Below are 18,578 nucleotides of genomic sequence, written 5' to 3' on the forward strand. Positions count from 1 at the left end.
CCCCACACACATTTTTTTTCGTGTTTATTCATTTTCCGGGTATGTAAGGAAATCGAAAATAGTGTAATAAGGCGATTGCATGAAATGCATGGAAGCAACAGGGATTGCCAAAAGATGTTTTTCGCGTGACTATCGGAGAGTTAGCTTCTGACACCTGGCGTTATGTTAACCAGAGGTGAATAGCGCATACATCAACACTTGATCAGATTAACGACATATGTTGTGTTTGCAATCGAACTTTATGGGGCTAAGTAAACCCTGGAAATACGAATAAATTAAGAGTAAGTCAGCGCTCTATACCCTTGTTACGCTCACGAGTTGTTTCACGCTTGTGTAGACGCTCAAATTCGCTTCTCCCTAACCTTGTCCACGAGACTATTAAAAACGCTCTGGAAGGCTTTTAAGCCGTCTGTACGCTCCTTAAAAAACTCTTTGGTATTTTTTGATATAGCAAACCGATTTCACGCCTTAAATCGCGATTCTCGGAGCGTAGTGCGTGATTTTCCTCCCGAAGCTTTCGGTTTTCACCGCTTTCTTTCTCCCACTCACTATAAATTAACGTGTTCTGCGCTTCCAAACGCTCATTTTCTTTGGCAAAATCCGTACTTAAAAGCCTCTTCATGCTGTTTTTTAATCGCTCGTTATCACGTGTAGCACTAATCGCTTTTTTAAAATTATCTTCAGAAACAATAAGGTTTCCGGTAGGCTCTCTTTTAATTTCTTTTTTCGAAGGGACTTTTATTTCATCAGGAACTTTCTCATTCAAAACCAACAATTCATTTTTCTTCCCCGAAATCTTTTTTTCTAGTAAATCAATTTCTTGCTCTAATTTTTCCCTTGTAATCTTCCGTCACGCATTAGAACAACTCCCACATGCATGTGTGGTGTTTTTTAGTCAACATGAACCGTTGCATAAGCAATGTTTTGCTTTCCATATCGTTCTTGAAAAATGTGAAGATTGTCCCTAAAAAATTTCCTCGTTTGGTTTGGGTCCAACTTGTCAAAAAAATCTCTGTCAGAGGTCACCAACAATTCATTTACAAGCACGGCATCTTTTCTGGTTTTTCTCGCACCAGTTTTTTGCGATTCAATAATTTCTTTTACATTTTCGTTGTAATCAATATGTAGATTGTGCACCAAATCATAATTTTCTTTTGACTTTTCTTTATCAATATCGGGGTTCGTTTTGCTGTCCCGTTCCCTCTGGTTATGGAACTGAATCCCCTTCAAATCATGCGACTTCATTTTCTGCATTCTGACCACTGCATAGCTCAAAACCGTCACCCCTTCGCCCTCGAAAAATTGGCTCCACTTCCATGTAAAGTACAACACATTATACTTTACATGCGTAAAGGTGTGCTCTGCCGAGAGATAAAGGCAAGGGGGTGTCACTCTAGCGTGACACCCTCCCCCAAGATCAAAGGGTAAAAAAAGCAACGGCTGCAGCCGTTGCTTTTTCCAAGGCAGAAAAGTTCATTCCCAAAATTCAAAAGAAAAGATCTTGGGCTTTGCCCAAACCCAGCAGGGAAATGATTCCCCTGCACCAGAGAAAAATAAAAACCATTGATTCCGGAATCAATGGTTTTTATTTTTAGTATCTAATTAAATTTTCATTAAATATTAGGCCTTAAGAGCACAACCAATATATTGTGCAGTTAATGAACCTGCTATCCCCATCACAGTGCCTCTAGCACCGTGTTTAATCAAAAGTTTTGCGGCTTTAATATAGTTTTTACCTTCTATATAACCATAAAATGTACCAATTACAGCACCACCAAGAATTACTCCCCATTCATTTTTAACACTATTTCTCATACAAACTCTGATTTTATCAGCTATCCCATGCGGGTCAGATGGATTAATCATGGGTGTAATTTCATTCTCAAGTTCTTGCAATTCTGAAGGAACTTCACCATATCTAGATTCGATCTTTTTAATATCTAATCCTATTGGATTATCTAACTCATCTTTAATTATTGCCTCTTCAAACATAAATTCTAATTCTGCGGCTAATTCTTTTTCAGCTTTCGTATATTCCTCAGCAGCTAATATATTCTCAGGAACAACACTGAAAATAAAGATAATCGCAGAAAGAATAAGTAACAATTTCTTCAAAGAAAATCACTCCCTTTTTTGGTAAATTTCCCTTATTTGTGCACGCCGATTACTTTAACATTCTGAATGTTAAAAAGAAACCCCTGTACATCTTTAACTGATTTTATTTAAACTTATAGTAAGCTAAAATAAAATTGGGATTAATATAGGAGTTGAGAAGTATTTCAAAAACTAAAGTTCTTTCAAAAGAAGTTTTATTATTTTTAGTTGGCACAATGTTTATGTTTGGAATAATAGTCTTCATAGATTATTTAAGAAACCACCCATTCGAGTGGGGAAGTATTTTTTTCAAGTGTATACTTACCGTATTTTTTATTCGTTTATTCATGTTCTTAGCTCAAAATAAAAAAAACATGAACACCAAATTCAATGTCCCAAGCTAGAAGGAAAAAAACGTCCTATTCTTTGACTGCTCGACTACCTTTACAAGGTTTGCTCTCTGAGGGGTGTCGGCTACCGCCAATCGCTCGCTTTGGCGAACGAAAAAGATTAAGACCTTGCCCCTTTTTGAAAAGGGGCAAGGTCCCCCCCCCTCGTCGGGTGGCCGGCTCTCACTTGAGGTGAGAACCAAAGACAGGGTGAAAAATCATCGCACGTATCAACTCCTTAAATTCCTTCCGCTTTGCTTCAGTCAGACATTTACCGTTGACACTTCTCGTTTATTTTTCTCTCTGGCCAAATAAAAAAGACTGTCAATAGACGATCTTCTCTTGTTGAACTAAAGCACCCGTTAGTTCAATAAGGATATAATAACACCCAATGGAATAAAATCCCTGTGAACAATGATAATCCAAATGATACATTTCATCTTCAGTTCAAACTAAACATTGAGAGGAACGACTATCGAGGGATTTTTCATGACAAGGAAGTTCAATGGTTTAACCCACAACCTCATAGTAAAATTGAAGAAGATGACGTTAATTTCGTTGAAGCTAACGTACACAACTTGATGTTTAAGCATTTAACATACTAAAAAACGTGGCTAATAAATAGCCACGTTTTTTAATTGACGGATCTATCTCCTTAATTTTTAGGGAAAATTTTTTATCTATTGTAGGTGTCTGAAATACAAGTAATTATCATTGTTTATGCAAATTAAATGACTCGCTTCTCCCGTTCCATTTTACAGTTACCTTAACTACTTCTGTTTTGGACATTAAGCTTTTATTACCTCCAATCCCGATGCTTTCAATAGTTCCTTTTTCTCCGACAGGAGCATCAGTTGAAGTACCTGCTAATAAACTTTCGGCTATTATTTTTCCAGCAGCTGTTTCAAATGTACATAAAACTCGCCCAAGAGAATCAAGATCTTGACCTTTATATTTCAATTTTCCTGCCTGAGTTATTTCTCCATCCGGAATTTCTACTGTAAAAATGCCGGACCAATTTTCACCATCTCCTTGAAAGCTCATCGTTTTAGATGACGTAAATTCCTTAGCTGAAACAGATAAGCCAAAAATCAATGAAGCGAAGAGAAGTAAAGACAGAGCTGCATTCAATTTTTTTATAAGTATCCTCCTCCTTATGATAATTCAGGCTTAGTATGTTCGATATCATATAAAATACAAAGTTCAAAAAAACGAAAAGTAAAGTCTGTCGAATCTAACACAATGTACCTGTGTTAGATTCGTATTCATTTTAACCAATAAAAAAAGTAGGTAAGTTATCGTTCAACTTTCCTACCCTATACCTATCACTTTCCATGACATTAGTTATCCTCCTTATTTAGAAAGTCCATTAATGCTAAATGTAGCACGTCCGATTTGTTTACCCTCTCAGCCTTGCAGAAGCTGTCCAGTTGTTTTCCTATGTCTCTTTATCTATAACTACGGTCTTATGTGTCTTATCGCCTTGTGGAAGCTGTTTAATGCGATCGTGTAGCGTTCCTTGTACTTGGATTGTCGGTGATGTCTCTTGCCATGAACGTAGCATTTCCTTAATCATACCGACTTCATCACTGGTGAACTGTTGGTGAACGACTCTTTTTCACATGGAAGTCAAAGATACTTTTATCTAATGGCTCAACGCCTTCTCCTACATAGTGCCACCCTAACGGTGCTTTGGTGTTGTATTTATATCCTGCTGCCTTCAATGCTGTTAAAAATGGCTTCTGACTAATACCGTCAATTTCCTTTGCTACTGCTTCGGCTTTATTAGTTTTCAATGCTTCAATGATACTCCGTATGGAAGCCTGTTCATCTATCATCATACTTGCTTCACCCTCGATTCACCCATAGTCATATATGTGCTATTCAACATGAACTTGGGTTCACCTGCAAGCATAAAAAAGAATACTAAAATCTCCAATATTTAAACATATAGCAAAAAACCACTTCTAGTTTAGAGGTGGTTTTTATTGGATGCCGCGTGATGTGATTGCCACCCTGTAATGGCAGCTTTTTTATTGAGTAACGGAGTTAAATACTTCCGTGAACGTGTGTCCATACATTTATACTAACTCCATAAACCCTTGTGTTCATGGTCCAAGAATTATAAAATTTAGTCAAATGAATATTGTAAGCTGTTGACATTGTTTTATTATTGGTTATACTTGGATTTTAAAGACTAGACAATTTAATAAGATTGAACTAGAGGTGTCCGGTTAGTCCGGGCTGAGAGGGAAAAAACGTTTAAGTTTTCCTAACTCTTTGGACCTGATCTGGCTCATACCAGCGTGGGGAAGTTTCTAAATTCTACTTATGACATGCATCCAATATGTGTGTTTCATATAGAGAGACTAGGTCCGTATTTACTTGGAACTAGTCTTTTTTTATGAATAAATCGTGTGTCATTATTCGTGTTCTATGAATGAGGAACGACTACCCTTGGACTGAGTCATGGTCTTCCAAGAAATTTAAAAAAAGAGGAGACGATTGACTTGGTGGACAAAGAAAAAGAGGTTATGCCAATTCACATTTATGAAAGTTTTCCAGCGAGCAAAAAAGTGTACATCCAAGGTAGCAGGGCGGACATTCTTGTACCTGTAAGAGAAATTCAACTATCACCGACGATAACAGATAAAGGCGAGATTGAGAATGAACCACTCCAAGTCTATGACACAAGTGGTAAATATACGGATGATAAATTTAAAGTCGATATTCGTAAAGGGCTTCCTACAATAAAGAAAAACTGGATCTTAGAACGCGAGGATGTAGAGGAATACGAAGGAAGAGAATTAAAGCCGGAAGATAACGGTTATAAAACGAATAACAAAATAGAAAACAATAACTTTCAATTACTGAAAAGAAAGCCACTGCGTGCGAAAGAAGGTGAAAATGTAACGCAGATGCACTATGCGAGAAAAGGAATCATTACTCCTGAAATGGAGTTTATCGCAATACGTGAAGGCGTGGATGCAGATTTTGTCCGTGAGGAAGTCGCACGTGGAAGAGCCATTATCCCATCAAATATTAACCATTCAGAAGCAGAACCGATGATTATCGGTAGGAATTTTCATGTGAAGATAAATGCCAATATCGGAAATTCTGCGGTCTCATCCTCGATCGAGAACGAAGTAGAGAAAATGACATGGGCAACCCGCTGGGGTTCAGATACGATTATGGATTTATCAACAGGTAAGGATATCCACACAACACGTGAATGGATTATCCGTAATTCTCCGGTTCCAGTCGGAACTGTCCCGCTCTATCAGGCACTTGAAAAAGTAGATGGAAAAGTGGAAGATCTTTCTTGGGAAGTCTACCGCGATACATTGATTGAGCAAGCAGAACAAGGTGTTGACTATTTCACTATTCACGCAGGGGTATTGTTGCGTTATATTCCAATGACTGTGAAGCGTGTCACCGGCATTGTTTCAAGGGGCGGTTCAATCATGGCACAATGGTGCCTGATTCATCATAAAGAAAGTTTCTTGTATACTCATTTTGAAGAAATTTGCGAAATTATGAAGCAGTATGATGTGTCATTTTCTTTAGGGGATGGTTTACGGCCTGGTTCGATTGCCGATGCCAATGATGAAGCCCAGTTTGCGGAACTAGATACGCTTGGAGAATTAACGAAAATTGCATGGAAGCATGATATTCAAGTAATTATTGAAGGGCCTGGACACGTACCAATGCACTTGATTAAAGAAAACGTTGATAAACAGATGGATGTCTGTCAAGAAGCACCATTTTATACACTAGGACCATTAACGACTGATATCGCACCGGGATATGATCATATTACATCTGCAATCGGGGCAGCAATGATTGGCTGGTTCGGTACGGCGATGCTTTGTTATGTAACGCCGAAAGAACATCTAGGATTACCGAACAAAAATGATGTCCGAGAAGGTGTTATAGCCTATAAAATTGCAGCACACGCGGCTGACCTTGCGAAAGGCCATCCAAATGCTCAAAAAAGAGATGATGCACTTTCAAAAGCACGATTCGAATTCCGTTGGAGAGACCAATTCAATTTAGGACTTGATCCGGAGCGTGCACTGGAATACCATGATGAAACATTACCAGCTGAAGGAGCGAAAGTTTCCCACTTTTGTTCGATGTGTGGCCCGAAATTTTGCAGTATGCGAATATCGCATGATATACGGAAATATGCAGATCAAAATCAGTTAGAAGAAAAACTTGCAATCGAAAAAGGCTTGGACGATAAAGCAAAGGAATTTCAAGAGGTCGGCGGTACTCTATACATTTGATACCACTTTGGAGGGGGTTTGACGATGAAAGAGACGGAACTACTTTTGAATAAAATTGAGCAAAGCAAGCATCAACTCGAAATACTGGAAACCGCACTGAAAGTGCTCCAAAAAAATTGTTCACACGATTACTATATAGAAGAGATTACACATCGAATGTGTCGTAAGTGCAATTATGTGGATAGTTTATATTACTAATAAATAAGGTTTACATGATACCTATCCTAGCCAGATTGAACTAGGATGGGTTTTTACTCTAATGATTTTTGTGTTCCCATTCAAAGTACCCTTGATAACTTCAAGAGCAGTATATGGGGTACAGCCAACATTTCGCGGAAAACATACGCTAAGCCCAAAAAAAGTGTTAAGAAACTTATTTTTCACCCATTAACTGAACATAGATAGGTGAATGAGTTATTGAACATTAATGAATGGGGGAAATCCCCATAAGCCCTTTAGTTATAAGGTGTTAGGAAACTCAAGGTTTTCTGAACAATTCCTTAGCGTATGTTTTGCGCTTTTAGTTGGTAGGACCCCGTAACGGAGTCAAATACTTCTGTGAACTGGCGTTATGTTAACTAGCTATGTGTAGTTAATGCAACCCTGATCCAGCGATATATTCACTATTTTCCCGGTTTAATTTCATGTAAATGATCCTTTTCAGTTGTAGTGTTGTTTTCCGGAGAGTGAGTTGTTTTTGTTGCCCCTGACAAATAGTCATTGTAAAAATATGTATAAATATCTAAACTTTCTATAATATCCGAGTTCAAGTTTTTAAATTGTCTAATTAAGGTTGATCTAGAATGGATCTTAGATTTTTTTAATTCTATTAAACCTTCTTCAATAGCTAAGTATTGCTGAATATTTAATTTGAGATATTCTTTTGCTTCTTGAGAATATCCTTCAAAAAGAGTTAATTCTATCAAAATATTTCTTACTTCTTTTGTTTCAGATAAGATTAGATCAAGGTCTTGATAATGAATTTTTATAGGTTTTTCACGAAGTAACCAATTTTGTTCATAAAATTGAAGAATACAAGCTGTTTTATTATTAACTAAATCATTTTGATTGTTTTCTTCATAAATTTTCCTGAATTTTTTCACCTCTGTTATATAGTTTTGAATAACGATATTATCAGGATTATACGAAACCGATTTCTGAACACTAAGGATAGAATAAGGATAAAACCAAGTTATACTTGAAAAACACACTAACAAAATAATAGATATATATATATAGACACTAAATTTCTTTTTTCTATCCATAAATATCATCCTCCATTTCTGATAGAGATACAGTGAAATTTCGATTTGAATTGAGATTGATTTAAATTAAAAAATATAAGAAAATAACCTACCATCTTATATGGATTTGTAAACAGGTTATTCTCTTATACTCTATAATTGTATCTTTATAATATTAGGAACACCTTAATTGCTTTTATTATTTAGTAGGTAAGTCGCGCGTGATTAGTAGTACTAGTAAATTTAGTTGCTTGTGATCCTGCGACTCCAAATGAAGCTGGTGCGAATGTTATCGAAGGGTTAATTTGTACACTTGTCTCTTGATGTAAGTATTTACCGTATGCATCGAGTTGTTTTGTATTAGCCAATCTAGTGACATCAAAATATGCAAAACTTAATAAACTTTTCACGGTACTACTACCACAAACTGTATTTTTAATAACATTATTGGGTAAATCAATACTTAAGGTATAACCAGAAGGACCATGTTTCCAACTACTACTGCTGCTATTATAACTTTGAGTTCGGCTCGAAGTTATAGGAGGACAAGAATTTCCAGTAGTCCAAGCCTGTTGTCCTTGTTGACTTTTAGGCACTGGTGCCCAAAATGCTGAATTAATCGATGTTCCTATGACATCAATCTTTCTATGGGCAGGCATTTTGTGCCATTGGGTACTTGTGTGAATACGGTATTTTTTTCCTTCTTGTATCTTTGAAATAAATGTGTTTAGGGTTCTATAAGACGTAGTGGTTTTACCTGGTATATAACCAAAGGGAGTAATTAAAGAATTATCAAGTCGATCATATTCAATTTCTTTGAAATACGTTTCTTTGTCTAACTCTATAACTTGTTGAAGTTCCGAAAGTTGTGCGTTATCAGTATTTCCATTTAAAGTTGAAACATCATCTTCTAAAACTTCTATTATCTTAAAGTATTTAGTATCAGACGCTACTATTTCCCCTACAATCTCTTTATTTAAATTGTATATTTCTTCATCCATTATATCCAATTCTTCATTTGAAAACCCCAAGTTAAGTAATCTTTCCCGGTCTTCTATTGGTACGGCAAATCCTTCTTCTGCATTTACTGTACCAATATCAGTAAATACAAATAGTAATAATGACAACAAAATAAACTTACAAAATCTGTTCATTACCTCACTCCATATTACAATAATATGTTGGAATAAATGTCCAATCCCAACACTTAATTGCTTACTATAAACCAAATAGATGGATAATTAAAGTAAAATAAGGATGATATTGCTGAAAAATACATTTATTATATATCCTCTGAGGTGTATTACTTCACCGGTCGTCACAGCAACCTTTGGCCGTTTTTGTTTCATCGTTTGAGTTAGATCATGCATCAATTGAAAACATGATTTTATCCTTACTTTCTTCAATAATGCCTAGCATCTTTTTAGCGTTTCTCTCATCATTAACCCTTGAAATAACTGCTTTAGGGGTGATTTTTAAACTCTGTGTTTTTTCAATGACTTTTCGGAAATCCAAGAACGGGCGTTGTGTCTACTAGATCTGCTTGAAAAACTTATGAATCTAACACAATGGAAATATGTTCGATTTACAATAAAAAGCTGCCTTTACAGGGCAGCTTTTTATTATTGAGAAATGAAGCTAAATACTTCCGTAAAGTGGCGTTATGTCAACCTAGTGTGTATGAACTATTAGATAGGTTGTGCTAGTTAATTACATAGAGAATTAGAACGCTAAAACGAGTACGAAAATGCATTTTCGAGTCATTTACAGCGCTTTTTCGTTATTACTGGAGCTGTAACGGACTAATTCGGGTGATTCAGCTTCACTTTTCACACTAAAGCCTTCTATTAACTCCCTAGTTTGTTGCGTTTCTTTTTGTATGATTTCTTTGTAGGCTAACTTTGTATAATCCGACTCATGTAATCGAAAAACGTAATCCATCACAATCGGGTAATTGACGCATAAAGTATCAACAAAGATGTATCGCCCTTTACCATACTCATTTTCGTAGCCTAACTGGAATTGCTTACTTTCAATTAGGATTTCTACCGCCCTACCGACAGTGGATTCGGAACACCCCGCTTTTTTAGCTAAGGTTTTTCTGCTAATGGTGCTAACCCCACCTACGCATGTCGTGTAAATAATATGGTTAATAACTTTCCGTATTTTTTCCCCTCTCAATTTTCCATATAATTCTTCGTTGTCGTCAATAAGCAAGTTTCGAAACATTTCAATCCGTTCATTTTTTAGCTTAGTGTAATCGTTACTACCGTTACTATCTAGATACTTTTTTACTTGGTTTATGTATTTCGTGATGCGGGTATGTGGTGCTAGTAGTCTTATGCCATCTACGTATATCCTTGTCATTTTAAATGTCCCCTTTTAAGTTCATCCTTCATAGGTTTTCACCATCTAAAAAGTCCATCAATGCTAAATGCAGTACGTCCGACTTGTTGACCCTCTCAACCTTACAGAAGTCATCCAGTTGCTTTCCTATGTCTTTATCTATAACAACGGTCTTACGTGTTTTATCGCCTTGTGGAAGCCGCTTAATGCGATTGTGTACGCTTTCCTCTACTTCTTCAACTGCTGTCGGTACTGCTTCTTGCCATGATCTAAGCATTTCTTTAATCATACTGACTTCATCACTGGTGAACTGATGATGAACGACATGTGAAACCTCAGTGACTTGCGTATTACTCGGGATGATGTCCGTATTACTATCTGTGATAGACGTGTGAACCCTTGGTGAACTGATCTTTTTAGTTGATGAAGTTCGTTTCACATAGTCGAATATGCTATTATCTAACGGCTCAACGCCTTCGCCTACATAGTGCCACCCTCTCGGTTTTGCACTGCTATATTTATACCCTGCTTCGTTTAACGCCCCTGCTAGTGGGTCTTTGCTTATGCCATCTATCTGCTTTGCAACTTCATTTACGTTACTGATTTTCAATGCTTCAACAATACTCCGTATGGAAGCCTGTTCATCTATCATCATACTTATTTCACCCTCCATTCACTCATAGTCATATGTATGCTATTCAACATGAAATGGGGTTCACCTGCAACCATAAAAAAGAAGCCCGAAGGCTCCAAAGGGTAGAAGAAATGTCTTGATTCAATACGTTCATTCAAACATATAGGGGGCCTACCAACGAAAAAAGAAAAAGGGGTCACGATAGATGAACTGATTCTTCAGCTTGAAAAAGAAGGAAAGCTAACAAAAGCCGCTGAAACAACCGAGGCCATGCAAGTAGAAACAAACAATAAGTAATATATAATAACAGCTTTATTGTTCGTAAGATTTCGTAACTAAAAAGGCAGTAATGACAAGGGTTTATCCTTTATCGTTACTGCCTTTTTCTGGCGTTATGTCTACTAGAGGTGCATGCAGCATACAAACCCGTTCAGCGATCGAATCGATGGTTTGTGGATGGAGATAATCGAATTTCTTGTTAAACTAACGGAGCAGTATTGCGGTATAGATATACTCAACTGATAGTTGAGTGCTTAGTTTACGAATAACAACTAAGGTTATCGTGCTTATCTCTCCAGCTTCATTTATTGTGAAGTTAAGGAGGGATAGACATGGAATTAGGCGACAAGTTAAAAAAACTGCGAAAGGAAAATAATTACTCTCAACAAAATATAGCAGAGATGTTATATGTAACGGCACAAGCGGTTTCTAAGTGGGAAAACAATAAATCAGTGCCTGATATAACTAACCTCGTTCAAATAAGCGACATTTACAACGTTAGCTTAGATTACTTAATTAAGTCAGATAAACAATTGCAAAATAAGTTATCGATTAAAAAGATTCGTTTAAGGATAATGAATTTAATTACAATCCCTTTTATTTTAGTTGTTATTTTGTTTATTAGTATGTTAGTAAAAGCTGAGTTTTTTTCGTATCAGCATAGTTTGGGCGGGTGGTTAATAGTCGGATCCATTTTTTTGTTTATAATTTTCACATTTTTAAGCCTTTATTGTTACATAGTGGTAAAAGAAAGGTATTTTGTATTTCTTTGGAGTGCTATTTTTACGCTCAGTTTTATAGTTTTCATTGGGCTTTTCTATGATTACATCATGCAATTGTTATTTCGATAATCGGCTGCCTTTACAGGGTAGCTTTTCTTATTGGTTAATGGAGTTCACTACTTCCCGGAACGGGGGTTATGTCTACTAGGGGTGCATGCAACATTCCTTTGCTGGAACAAGAGTACACTAAATTCGGTAGGGTGCTTATTGATTAAATGACAGAGGAAAAAACCGCTAGCTTTTGTTAGCGGTTTTTTATGAGCAAACCACCTTATTAGTCTCCGATGACGAGCCTAACATCTTTATGGCTATTGCATGTCCTTCCGCTGTTTTACCACATATTTGATTTCACTTTTATCGCCGACGATTGTTTCTTTCCAATCCCTGTTAAATTCTTCGACATTACTAACAACAATGTATTCTTCTGGATAACATAAAGCAATCCAGTTGCCATCGGATCCCATACTGATAACTGTATAATCACCGTTTAAGACCTCTAGTGCAACAAATCTCTCACCGACTTTACATTTGTTTTGATAAGGGCCTTCTATTACCTCGACAATATCAAATTGCTTGGCAGGTTTATCTAAATTTAAATCTAACGTCCTTTCCTGACAATCGTTGTTTCGCGTCGATTTCTTTTTCAAAGGAAGCCCGTATTTTATTGTATGAGCCTTCATGGCTATCGCAATTTCTTCTGCGATGGCTTTTTTGTGCATATTCATGATTTCCCCCACCCCTCTTTGGTTGAAGGTTATGCCTGTCCAACTGGCCATATTCATGAGCTCCGAACAAAAGCAAGAGGAAGGGGCATTGATAGGATTATTGAGTTTGATTTGATTGCAATAGATTGTGTTAATTAGGTTTTGAGGATTAAAAGGTCGATTAGAAACGCCTTGGTAGCTATACGGAGCATGCAACATCCAATCATACACAATGCAATTTAGTTAATTATGTTTTAGGGGGCAGCCAAACGTAGTTAAACTTTGGGCTTATCCAACAGCCTTGTCCGACTACTTATATTCTTTTTAACAAAATTTCTCGAACAAGTTGTTATTTTGCTCGCCTATTCCCCTTTATAGAGTGTTAGCTAACAAAATAAAAAACAATATAAAGGAGTGGTTGATATGCCAACAACTACAAGAGAATACATGGCAGTAAAGAAAATTAAAGGAGACCGCGATTTAGTTCCGATTCGACTTGCACAGGTACAAGCAGTAAATTATTTAGAAGGTAAAATTAATGCAAACCAATTGAAAACAAATATCGGCAACATTACAGCACTTGCGGGCATTGCTTATTCTGTTTTCGGTAAATCTAATGCAGTAGGTATTGCACTAGGCGTTATTAGTTTCCTTGCTTCAAATCCATCAACATCACACCGTAATGGTATGATTCAAGGTCTTAAAAACGGAAACTGGCAGGTTCAAGTATTTGAGGGCAATTTAATTGGTAAATACCAATATAAAGAAACCTTTGACGTTGAGTTAGCCTTTTTAGAGGCGAAAGATTGGGCTACTAAAAATCATCTTTTCACAGGTGTAACATCAGTAGGGAAAATCCACGCCTTTTACGATAAAAAAGGTAATCGAATCCCTGTATAAAACAAAAAAAGATAGTCGAACTAAGCGACTATCTTTTTTTTATTTTAAGTAACTTTGAACAAATACAAATAAATCCGAATCATTTTCAAGAATGTATTGTTTCATGTTTTTATGATTCCCAATAATTCCAATGATATTTCTTTCATAGTCAAATTTTATTGTATAGGATTCTTCTGCATTTGCTGTGAAAAATAGAATATAAGCATCGGTATTGAAAGCTGATATATTAGGAATTATTTTCTTTTTCATCTCTATTCCATCTAGCATTGTGATAAGACGCTCTATTTCCTCTGATTCAAGATAATACGATTTTTCTCTAGTATCTGAAATCAAAACTCTCTCGATACTAGCCAACTCTAATTTGGATGCCTCATTAAAAGAAATCAGCGGTCTGTTGTAAAATGCTATTAGTAAAATCCCAATGAGCAACCCCAACAGAAACCATCGTTTTTTCTTTCGAATATCCAACACCTCCCATTCTCATAAAATACCCGTCATTTTCCTTTTTTAAATTATATCAGAATTCGGATTTAGTTGTCAGTTTGAATAATTCAGACCACTTTACGCGGTATTTTATACATGATTTTACGTCCTTTTCCCGTCCAAAGGACGGTCTTCCAATGGTGTATGGACGATCGAATCGATGATTGTGGGGAGAAGTCAATTTTTGTTGAAATCAAGTGAGTATATTACTAACACTACTAAAACAAAAATTCTAGGAGGGCAGGCTAAGGGAGTGTGCGTACACTCCCTAAAAACTTCGTTTGTTTCACTCGAATTTTAAAATAAACCGTTGTAGAAAATTAAAAAAGGGCAACTGCAGCAGTCGCTCTTTTTTCTAGTAACATAAATATACCTATAAATACGGTAGTGAAAGGCGTGAAAACCAATAAAAATATATCTTATTTCATTACAACAAAATCAAAAAAAAGACAAAAATAATCGACAATAACGAAAAAGGTAGAATGCAGATTTATGAAAAATATTTAGAAGGGTAGCTGTTTTACCATCATTGCCACTGGCTATGTAAACGACATTGAAGGTGACTGTGGACAAGATAAAGAATATGTAACCATCAGGTCTGAACAGATACGCAGTAAAGGAAGAACAGTTACTCCTGTTCTTCCTTTTTAATAATATTGAGATATTCAAAAAATCCGGGGACATTATTATCAATTTTACCTTCTTTAATTTTACGAATAATCATTTCTTTTAAATCTTGTTCTAGATCATCTTTATTATTTATACTGGTTTGAGATAAAGAAGCCGCTATCTTGGGCTGTACTTTACCTATAATAAACACGATATCTTGTTCTTTTAAATCCATTATATTTTCTCCTTAGAAGAAAGGACGTTTGTTAATTTATTAATAGCAGTTTCTAACGTCTCAATTTTTTTCTCAAACCGAATTAGAAGGTAAACAGTCACAGCTATGGGAAAACCTAAATTGCCAATTAGACTTATTGATTCTTCATACAATTCCTAACATCCCCTTTCTAAGCTTGGATAGTGCACTGTTTTTAGCTTTTGTTACAGCCTGTTGAGTAATACCAAGAATCATTGCAACTTCGGTGTCTTTCATGTTATCCATGTAAATATGGTTCAGAAGTATTCGTTGCCTGTCGGTAAGGCTAAGAAGAGTGCTGTATAGAGCAGGATCGCTTATTACCTGTTCTAACTTTTCTTCAGAATAATCCTTGACCTGTTGATCTGCTATTAACTCAATATTTTTTTGACCGCTCTCGTTTTCTTTGTCTAAAGATAATCTGTACATTTGATTGATTGCTCTTTCTTTTTTGTCAAAATGTCTACTTTCAAAGTGAATCATCTTGATAAAATAGCTAATACATCGAACAAGATAAAAGTGTTTTTTAAATTGGTTGTCCAACTTTTCTTTGTTTTCATTTGTTGGATTTACCATGTATATCTTGTAAATATCCTTGTTTTCACCGATACTCATAAAACTGTCTAAGATCAGATCATTTCCTTTCATACTCTCACTCCTTTAATGTTAATCGAATAGATCGTATGTTCGGTTATTGGGTAAAAAAATTAGTTGTCTTTAATATAAAGGGAAGTCCCCCTTTAATTTAACAACCAAAAAGAAAATATATTTATATTACTTAATTATACAATACAAACATCTTTTGCACCATATTTGGAAAAAACTAAAAGTAGCCCTTTAAGTTTTTTCGCAGGGGATAGCATGCCATTGTCCGATTAGTTTTCTGTATGGCAAACTCTTACTATACAATTTTTACAGGCTAATAAGCGCTGTGATTGACGATAATTATTGCAAAAGGAGATCGTGAATCTAACACAAGTGAAATATGTTAGATTCGCAAAAACAGTTCCAACCCTTATGTAGAAAGGGTTGGAACTGTTTTTATGAGGTTTCTTTTTCACTTATCTCGTTTGAATCTAACATAGCGTGCGATATGAGTGATATAAGTTAGAATGGAGTTGTTCCCCTTTTAACTTTTACTTAATGTTGCTATATCAGCTTTCACTTCGAAAATTAAGAAATCCTCATCGTTCTCTGCATATTCTTTTTCAATTAGCATTTCAAAGCTATACAAGAAGGTATATTGAAAGCATGAAATTATAGAAGCTAGGGAGTTTGGAAACATAGTTTTCAACTTAACAACTGTAGATACCTAAGAGTTAAAAAGGTATGGTAGCTACCGACTCCTGTTGTACATGTTGAGTGAATAGTGATTGACCTGTTTAATTTTGTGAAAGATATAATTTCGACTGCTGAAGCCTTTTTTATCTACTATATAGGCTGAATTTATGATTTTCATCTATTCTCCAGCGAAGGCTTCTTACTCCGGCTACTCCAAGCGCCGAGTGTTGTTGGTAAGATTCTTTAGTTCAATTTATATAGTGAAAATGGAATTTCTTATTTCCTCCCCACTAGTATTTTATGCAAGCAAATAGTTCATCGACAGATAGAAAACCACTTGACGTCAACTTAACTAAACGTGGCAGGAAATTCTCCTGTCATGTTTTTTTATGCTCAGGCATAAGATAGCTTTGAACGTACTAGCAAAGGGGGAAGCATATCATGCAATTTCAGACGGAGAGCAATTCTACGTATACAATCCCATCGGGTGACCATGTTGTCACAATGCGCAACAGAAAACGGATGGATCTTACATCAGTCAAATCGATCGACCGTTTCGATCAGGAGGAATTTCTTGTTCGGACATCGCAAGGGGTGCTACAAATACGTGGAGAGGAACTGCGCATCGTCCATTTGGATGTTGACAAAGGTCTTCTTACATTGGAAGGGACAGTTAGTACCCTCCAATATGATGAAGAAGATTCAGGTTCTCGAAATTTCCTCCATAAATTGTTTGGATGACACTTTCTGTCCAGTTTCTTAGTCTGCTTGCGATGATTGGGACAGGCATTGCAGCGGGGGCATTCATAGATATGATTGGCACAGGAACTGCGCATGCCGGAAAAAAATCTATCATTAGAAGACGTGCGGCTTGGTTTGAAGTGATTGGCTGGATCCTGATTGGTAGCGGGACATTTTACATTCTCTTTCTTGTTCGGGACGGGGCTTGGCGGATATATGATCCTGTTGCTCAAATTAGCGGGATGCTGCTGTATGCGACCTTTTTTTATCGACCGCTACGGTTGTTGGGAAGGGTATTGTTAATGCTCATTGTAAAGCCTGTGTGGTTCGTTATTCATCTGATTGTCTCGCTCATTCGGCAAATCATACGCCTAGTGAGTAAGCTCGTTGCACTTCCACTACGACCAATTGTTAAACTATTCCGTATTATGGCAGTGAAACTCTTTAATAAAAGAGAGAAATGAGCTATAATTGGTGAACTAACAAATTGGGCTATGTGAAGAGAGGAAGTGCAGGACTTGGAGCAAAAGCAGCAGAAAAAGTCGTCCGCAAGGGTCGCATCGATTGAAACTGAATATGTTCGTTCCCTGCAAAAGAAAGACAACTGGAGAAATAAGCAGAAAAAACGTCTGAAGCGAAAAATGGTGGTCTATGCAATCATCGCGATGGTTTCCATCGGTGGTCTGACGCATACGCTGGTGAATCAAAAGAAAACATTGGCGGCAAAAGAGCAACAGAAGACGGAAGCGCTTGCTGAGCTAGAAAAGGTGCAGGAGGATCAGGAGCGATTGAACATGCAACTGGTAAAGTTGGATGACGATGAGTATATTGCCAAGCTTGCGCGGAAAGAATATTTTCTGTCTAATGACAGTGAAATTATTTTTTCTACACCAGAAAATAAGAAGAAAAAAGACAAAAAAGACGACGGAAAAGAGTAGTCTTATTGACACTCTTTTTTTGTTGGCTATAATGGGAGTAGAACTCTTGCATTTTGCAGGACTCGTTAATACGGTTGCGGAGCCTCCAAATGAGGGGCTTGCTTAAATTTTAAGGAGGAGCATTTTTTTTATGTCAATTGAAGTAGGCAGCAAGTTACAGGGGAAAATAACGGGAATCACAAACTTCGGGGCGTTTGTTGAGCTACCGAGCGGTGCGACAGGTCTAGTCCATATTAGTGAAGTAGCAGATAACTATGTTAAGGACATTAACGACCATTTAAAAGTAGGCGATATGGTTGAAGTGAAAGTGATGAACGTCGGAACGGATGGCAAGATCGGATTATCAATTCGCAAAGCGAAGCCTGAGTCTGAGCAACGTCCGGAAAGACCACAACGTCCTCAACGACCGCGCCAAGGTGGACGTCCGAGCAATGTTGAACGTCCAGAGAATTTTGAAACAAAGATGGCAAAGTTTATGAAAGATAGTGAAGAACGCCTTTCTACTTTGAAAAGAGCAACAGAGTCAAAACGCGGTGGCCGCGGCGCAAGAAGAGGATAACTTGCTAGCTGCTTCAATGCAGGAAAAAAATGTACGATATAGAAAAGCGGTGG

20 protein-coding genes, 1 pseudogene and 1 riboswitch are annotated in these 18,578 nt (G+C 36.7%); of the genes and pseudogenes, 7 read left to right on the top strand and 14 right to left on the bottom strand.

What is annotated here, in order from left to right; all coding sequences use genetic code 11:
* Positions 1-286: 286 nt before the first annotated feature.
* The 5 genes and pseudogenes from mobV to MKY34_RS03960 all read right to left on the bottom strand — a co-directional run bounded on the left by mobV (position 287) and on the right by MKY34_RS03960 (position 4,324).
* Positions 287-1,275: pseudogene (gene mobV, locus MKY34_RS03940) on the bottom strand (MobV family relaxase).
* A gap of 345 nt (positions 1,276-1,620) precedes the next feature.
* Complete coding sequence (locus tag MKY34_RS03945; protein ID WP_342513942.1) at positions 1,621-2,115, bottom strand: hypothetical protein; 495 nt, start codon at positions 2,113-2,115, stop codon at positions 1,621-1,623.
* A 1,079-nt stretch (positions 2,116-3,194) separates the two neighbouring features.
* Positions 3,195-3,614 carry a hypothetical protein gene (locus tag MKY34_RS03950; protein ID WP_342513943.1) on the bottom strand — a complete coding sequence of 140 codons (420 nt, stop codon included), beginning with the start codon at positions 3,612-3,614 and terminating at the stop codon, positions 3,195-3,197.
* Between the two features lie 307 nt (positions 3,615-3,921).
* Positions 3,922-4,059, bottom strand: coding sequence for a hypothetical protein (locus MKY34_RS03955; protein WP_342513944.1), 138 nt, complete (start codon positions 4,057-4,059; stop codon positions 3,922-3,924).
* Positions 4,060-4,069: 10 nt separating this feature from the next.
* The gene (locus tag MKY34_RS03960; RefSeq protein WP_342513945.1) at positions 4,070-4,324 is read right to left on the bottom strand and encodes a hypothetical protein; all 255 of its coding nucleotides are present in this window, start codon (positions 4,322-4,324) and stop codon (positions 4,070-4,072) included.
* A gap of 371 nt (positions 4,325-4,695) precedes the next feature.
* Positions 4,696-4,813: riboswitch (TPP riboswitch) on the top strand.
* A gap of 204 nt (positions 4,814-5,017) precedes the next feature.
* Between MKY34_RS03960 and thiC the strand changes: the two genes are divergently transcribed.
* Entirely contained in the window at positions 5,018-6,772 is a 1,755-nt protein-coding gene (gene thiC / locus MKY34_RS03965; RefSeq protein WP_342515185.1) for a phosphomethylpyrimidine synthase ThiC, read from the top strand.
* Between the two features lie 623 nt (positions 6,773-7,395).
* Here the strand turns inward: thiC and MKY34_RS03970 are convergent.
* The 4 genes from MKY34_RS03970 to MKY34_RS03985 form a co-directional block, all read right to left on the bottom strand.
* Positions 7,396-8,037, bottom strand: coding sequence for a hypothetical protein (locus tag MKY34_RS03970; RefSeq protein WP_342513946.1), 642 nt, complete (start codon positions 8,035-8,037; stop codon positions 7,396-7,398).
* Positions 8,038-8,219: 182 nt separating this feature from the next.
* The gene (locus MKY34_RS03975) at positions 8,220-9,170 is read right to left on the bottom strand and encodes a hypothetical protein (RefSeq protein ID WP_342513947.1); all 951 of its coding nucleotides are present in this window, start codon (positions 9,168-9,170) and stop codon (positions 8,220-8,222) included.
* 610 nt (positions 9,171-9,780) lie between these two features.
* Positions 9,781-10,383 carry a hypothetical protein gene (locus MKY34_RS03980; RefSeq protein WP_342513948.1) on the bottom strand — a complete coding sequence of 201 codons (603 nt, stop codon included), beginning with the start codon at positions 10,381-10,383 and terminating at the stop codon, positions 9,781-9,783.
* Between the two features lie 28 nt (positions 10,384-10,411).
* A complete protein-coding gene (locus tag MKY34_RS03985; protein ID WP_342513949.1) occupies positions 10,412-11,017 on the bottom strand; it encodes a hypothetical protein in 606 nt (201 codons plus the stop codon).
* A gap of 590 nt (positions 11,018-11,607) precedes the next feature.
* Here MKY34_RS03985 and MKY34_RS03990 point away from each other — a divergent pair.
* Complete coding sequence (locus tag MKY34_RS03990; protein ID WP_342513950.1) at positions 11,608-12,126, top strand: helix-turn-helix transcriptional regulator; 519 nt, start codon at positions 11,608-11,610, stop codon at positions 12,124-12,126.
* A gap of 239 nt (positions 12,127-12,365) precedes the next feature.
* Here MKY34_RS03990 and MKY34_RS03995 read toward each other — a convergent pair whose 3' ends face one another.
* The gene (locus tag MKY34_RS03995; RefSeq protein WP_342513951.1) at positions 12,366-12,833 is read right to left on the bottom strand and encodes a hypothetical protein; all 468 of its coding nucleotides are present in this window, start codon (positions 12,831-12,833) and stop codon (positions 12,366-12,368) included.
* A gap of 351 nt (positions 12,834-13,184) precedes the next feature.
* Between MKY34_RS03995 and MKY34_RS04000 the strand changes: the two genes are divergently transcribed.
* Entirely contained in the window at positions 13,185-13,661 is a 477-nt protein-coding gene (locus tag MKY34_RS04000; protein WP_342513952.1) for a hypothetical protein, read from the top strand.
* Positions 13,662-13,700: 39 nt separating this feature from the next.
* Here MKY34_RS04000 and MKY34_RS04005 read toward each other — a convergent pair whose 3' ends face one another.
* The 4 genes from MKY34_RS04005 to MKY34_RS04020 all read right to left on the bottom strand — a co-directional run bounded on the left by MKY34_RS04005 (position 13,701) and on the right by MKY34_RS04020 (position 15,654).
* On the bottom strand, positions 13,701-14,132 hold the full coding sequence (locus tag MKY34_RS04005; RefSeq protein ID WP_342513953.1) for a hypothetical protein: 432 nt from the start codon (positions 14,130-14,132) through the stop codon (positions 13,701-13,703).
* Between the two features lie 640 nt (positions 14,133-14,772).
* A complete protein-coding gene (locus MKY34_RS04010; protein WP_342513954.1) occupies positions 14,773-14,988 on the bottom strand; it encodes a hypothetical protein in 216 nt (71 codons plus the stop codon).
* Positions 14,988-15,140 (bottom strand): YvrJ family protein, encoded by a 153-nt coding sequence (locus MKY34_RS04015; protein WP_342513955.1) that lies wholly within the window; start codon positions 15,138-15,140, stop codon positions 14,988-14,990. The genes MKY34_RS04010 and MKY34_RS04015 overlap by 1 nt, the downstream gene beginning before the upstream one ends.
* Complete coding sequence (locus MKY34_RS04020) at positions 15,133-15,654, bottom strand: hypothetical protein (RefSeq protein WP_342513956.1); 522 nt, start codon at positions 15,652-15,654, stop codon at positions 15,133-15,135. The genes MKY34_RS04015 and MKY34_RS04020 overlap by 8 nt, the downstream gene beginning before the upstream one ends.
* 1,074 nt (positions 15,655-16,728) lie before the next feature.
* Between MKY34_RS04020 and yabP the strand changes: the two genes are divergently transcribed.
* From yabP to MKY34_RS04040, 4 genes are all read left to right on the top strand, one after another.
* Positions 16,729-17,028, top strand: a complete 300-nt coding sequence (gene yabP / locus MKY34_RS04025) for a sporulation protein YabP (RefSeq protein WP_342513957.1) — start codon at positions 16,729-16,731, stop codon at positions 17,026-17,028.
* Positions 17,025-17,492, top strand: a complete 468-nt coding sequence (yabQ, locus tag MKY34_RS04030) for a spore cortex biosynthesis protein YabQ (protein WP_342513958.1) — start codon at positions 17,025-17,027, stop codon at positions 17,490-17,492. The genes yabP and yabQ overlap by 4 nt, the downstream gene beginning before the upstream one ends.
* Positions 17,493-17,546: 54 nt before the next feature.
* Positions 17,547-17,966, top strand: coding sequence for a septum formation initiator family protein (locus MKY34_RS04035; protein ID WP_342513959.1), 420 nt, complete (start codon positions 17,547-17,549; stop codon positions 17,964-17,966).
* A 130-nt stretch (positions 17,967-18,096) separates the two neighbouring features.
* Positions 18,097-18,525 carry a S1 domain-containing RNA-binding protein gene (locus MKY34_RS04040; RefSeq protein WP_342513960.1) on the top strand — a complete coding sequence of 143 codons (429 nt, stop codon included), beginning with the start codon at positions 18,097-18,099 and terminating at the stop codon, positions 18,523-18,525.
* Positions 18,526-18,578 lie beyond the last annotated feature (53 nt).

It is taken from the genome of Sporosarcina sp. FSL K6-1522 (genome assembly GCF_038622445.1).
Classification (GTDB): domain Bacteria; phylum Bacillota; class Bacilli; order Bacillales_A; family Planococcaceae; genus Sporosarcina.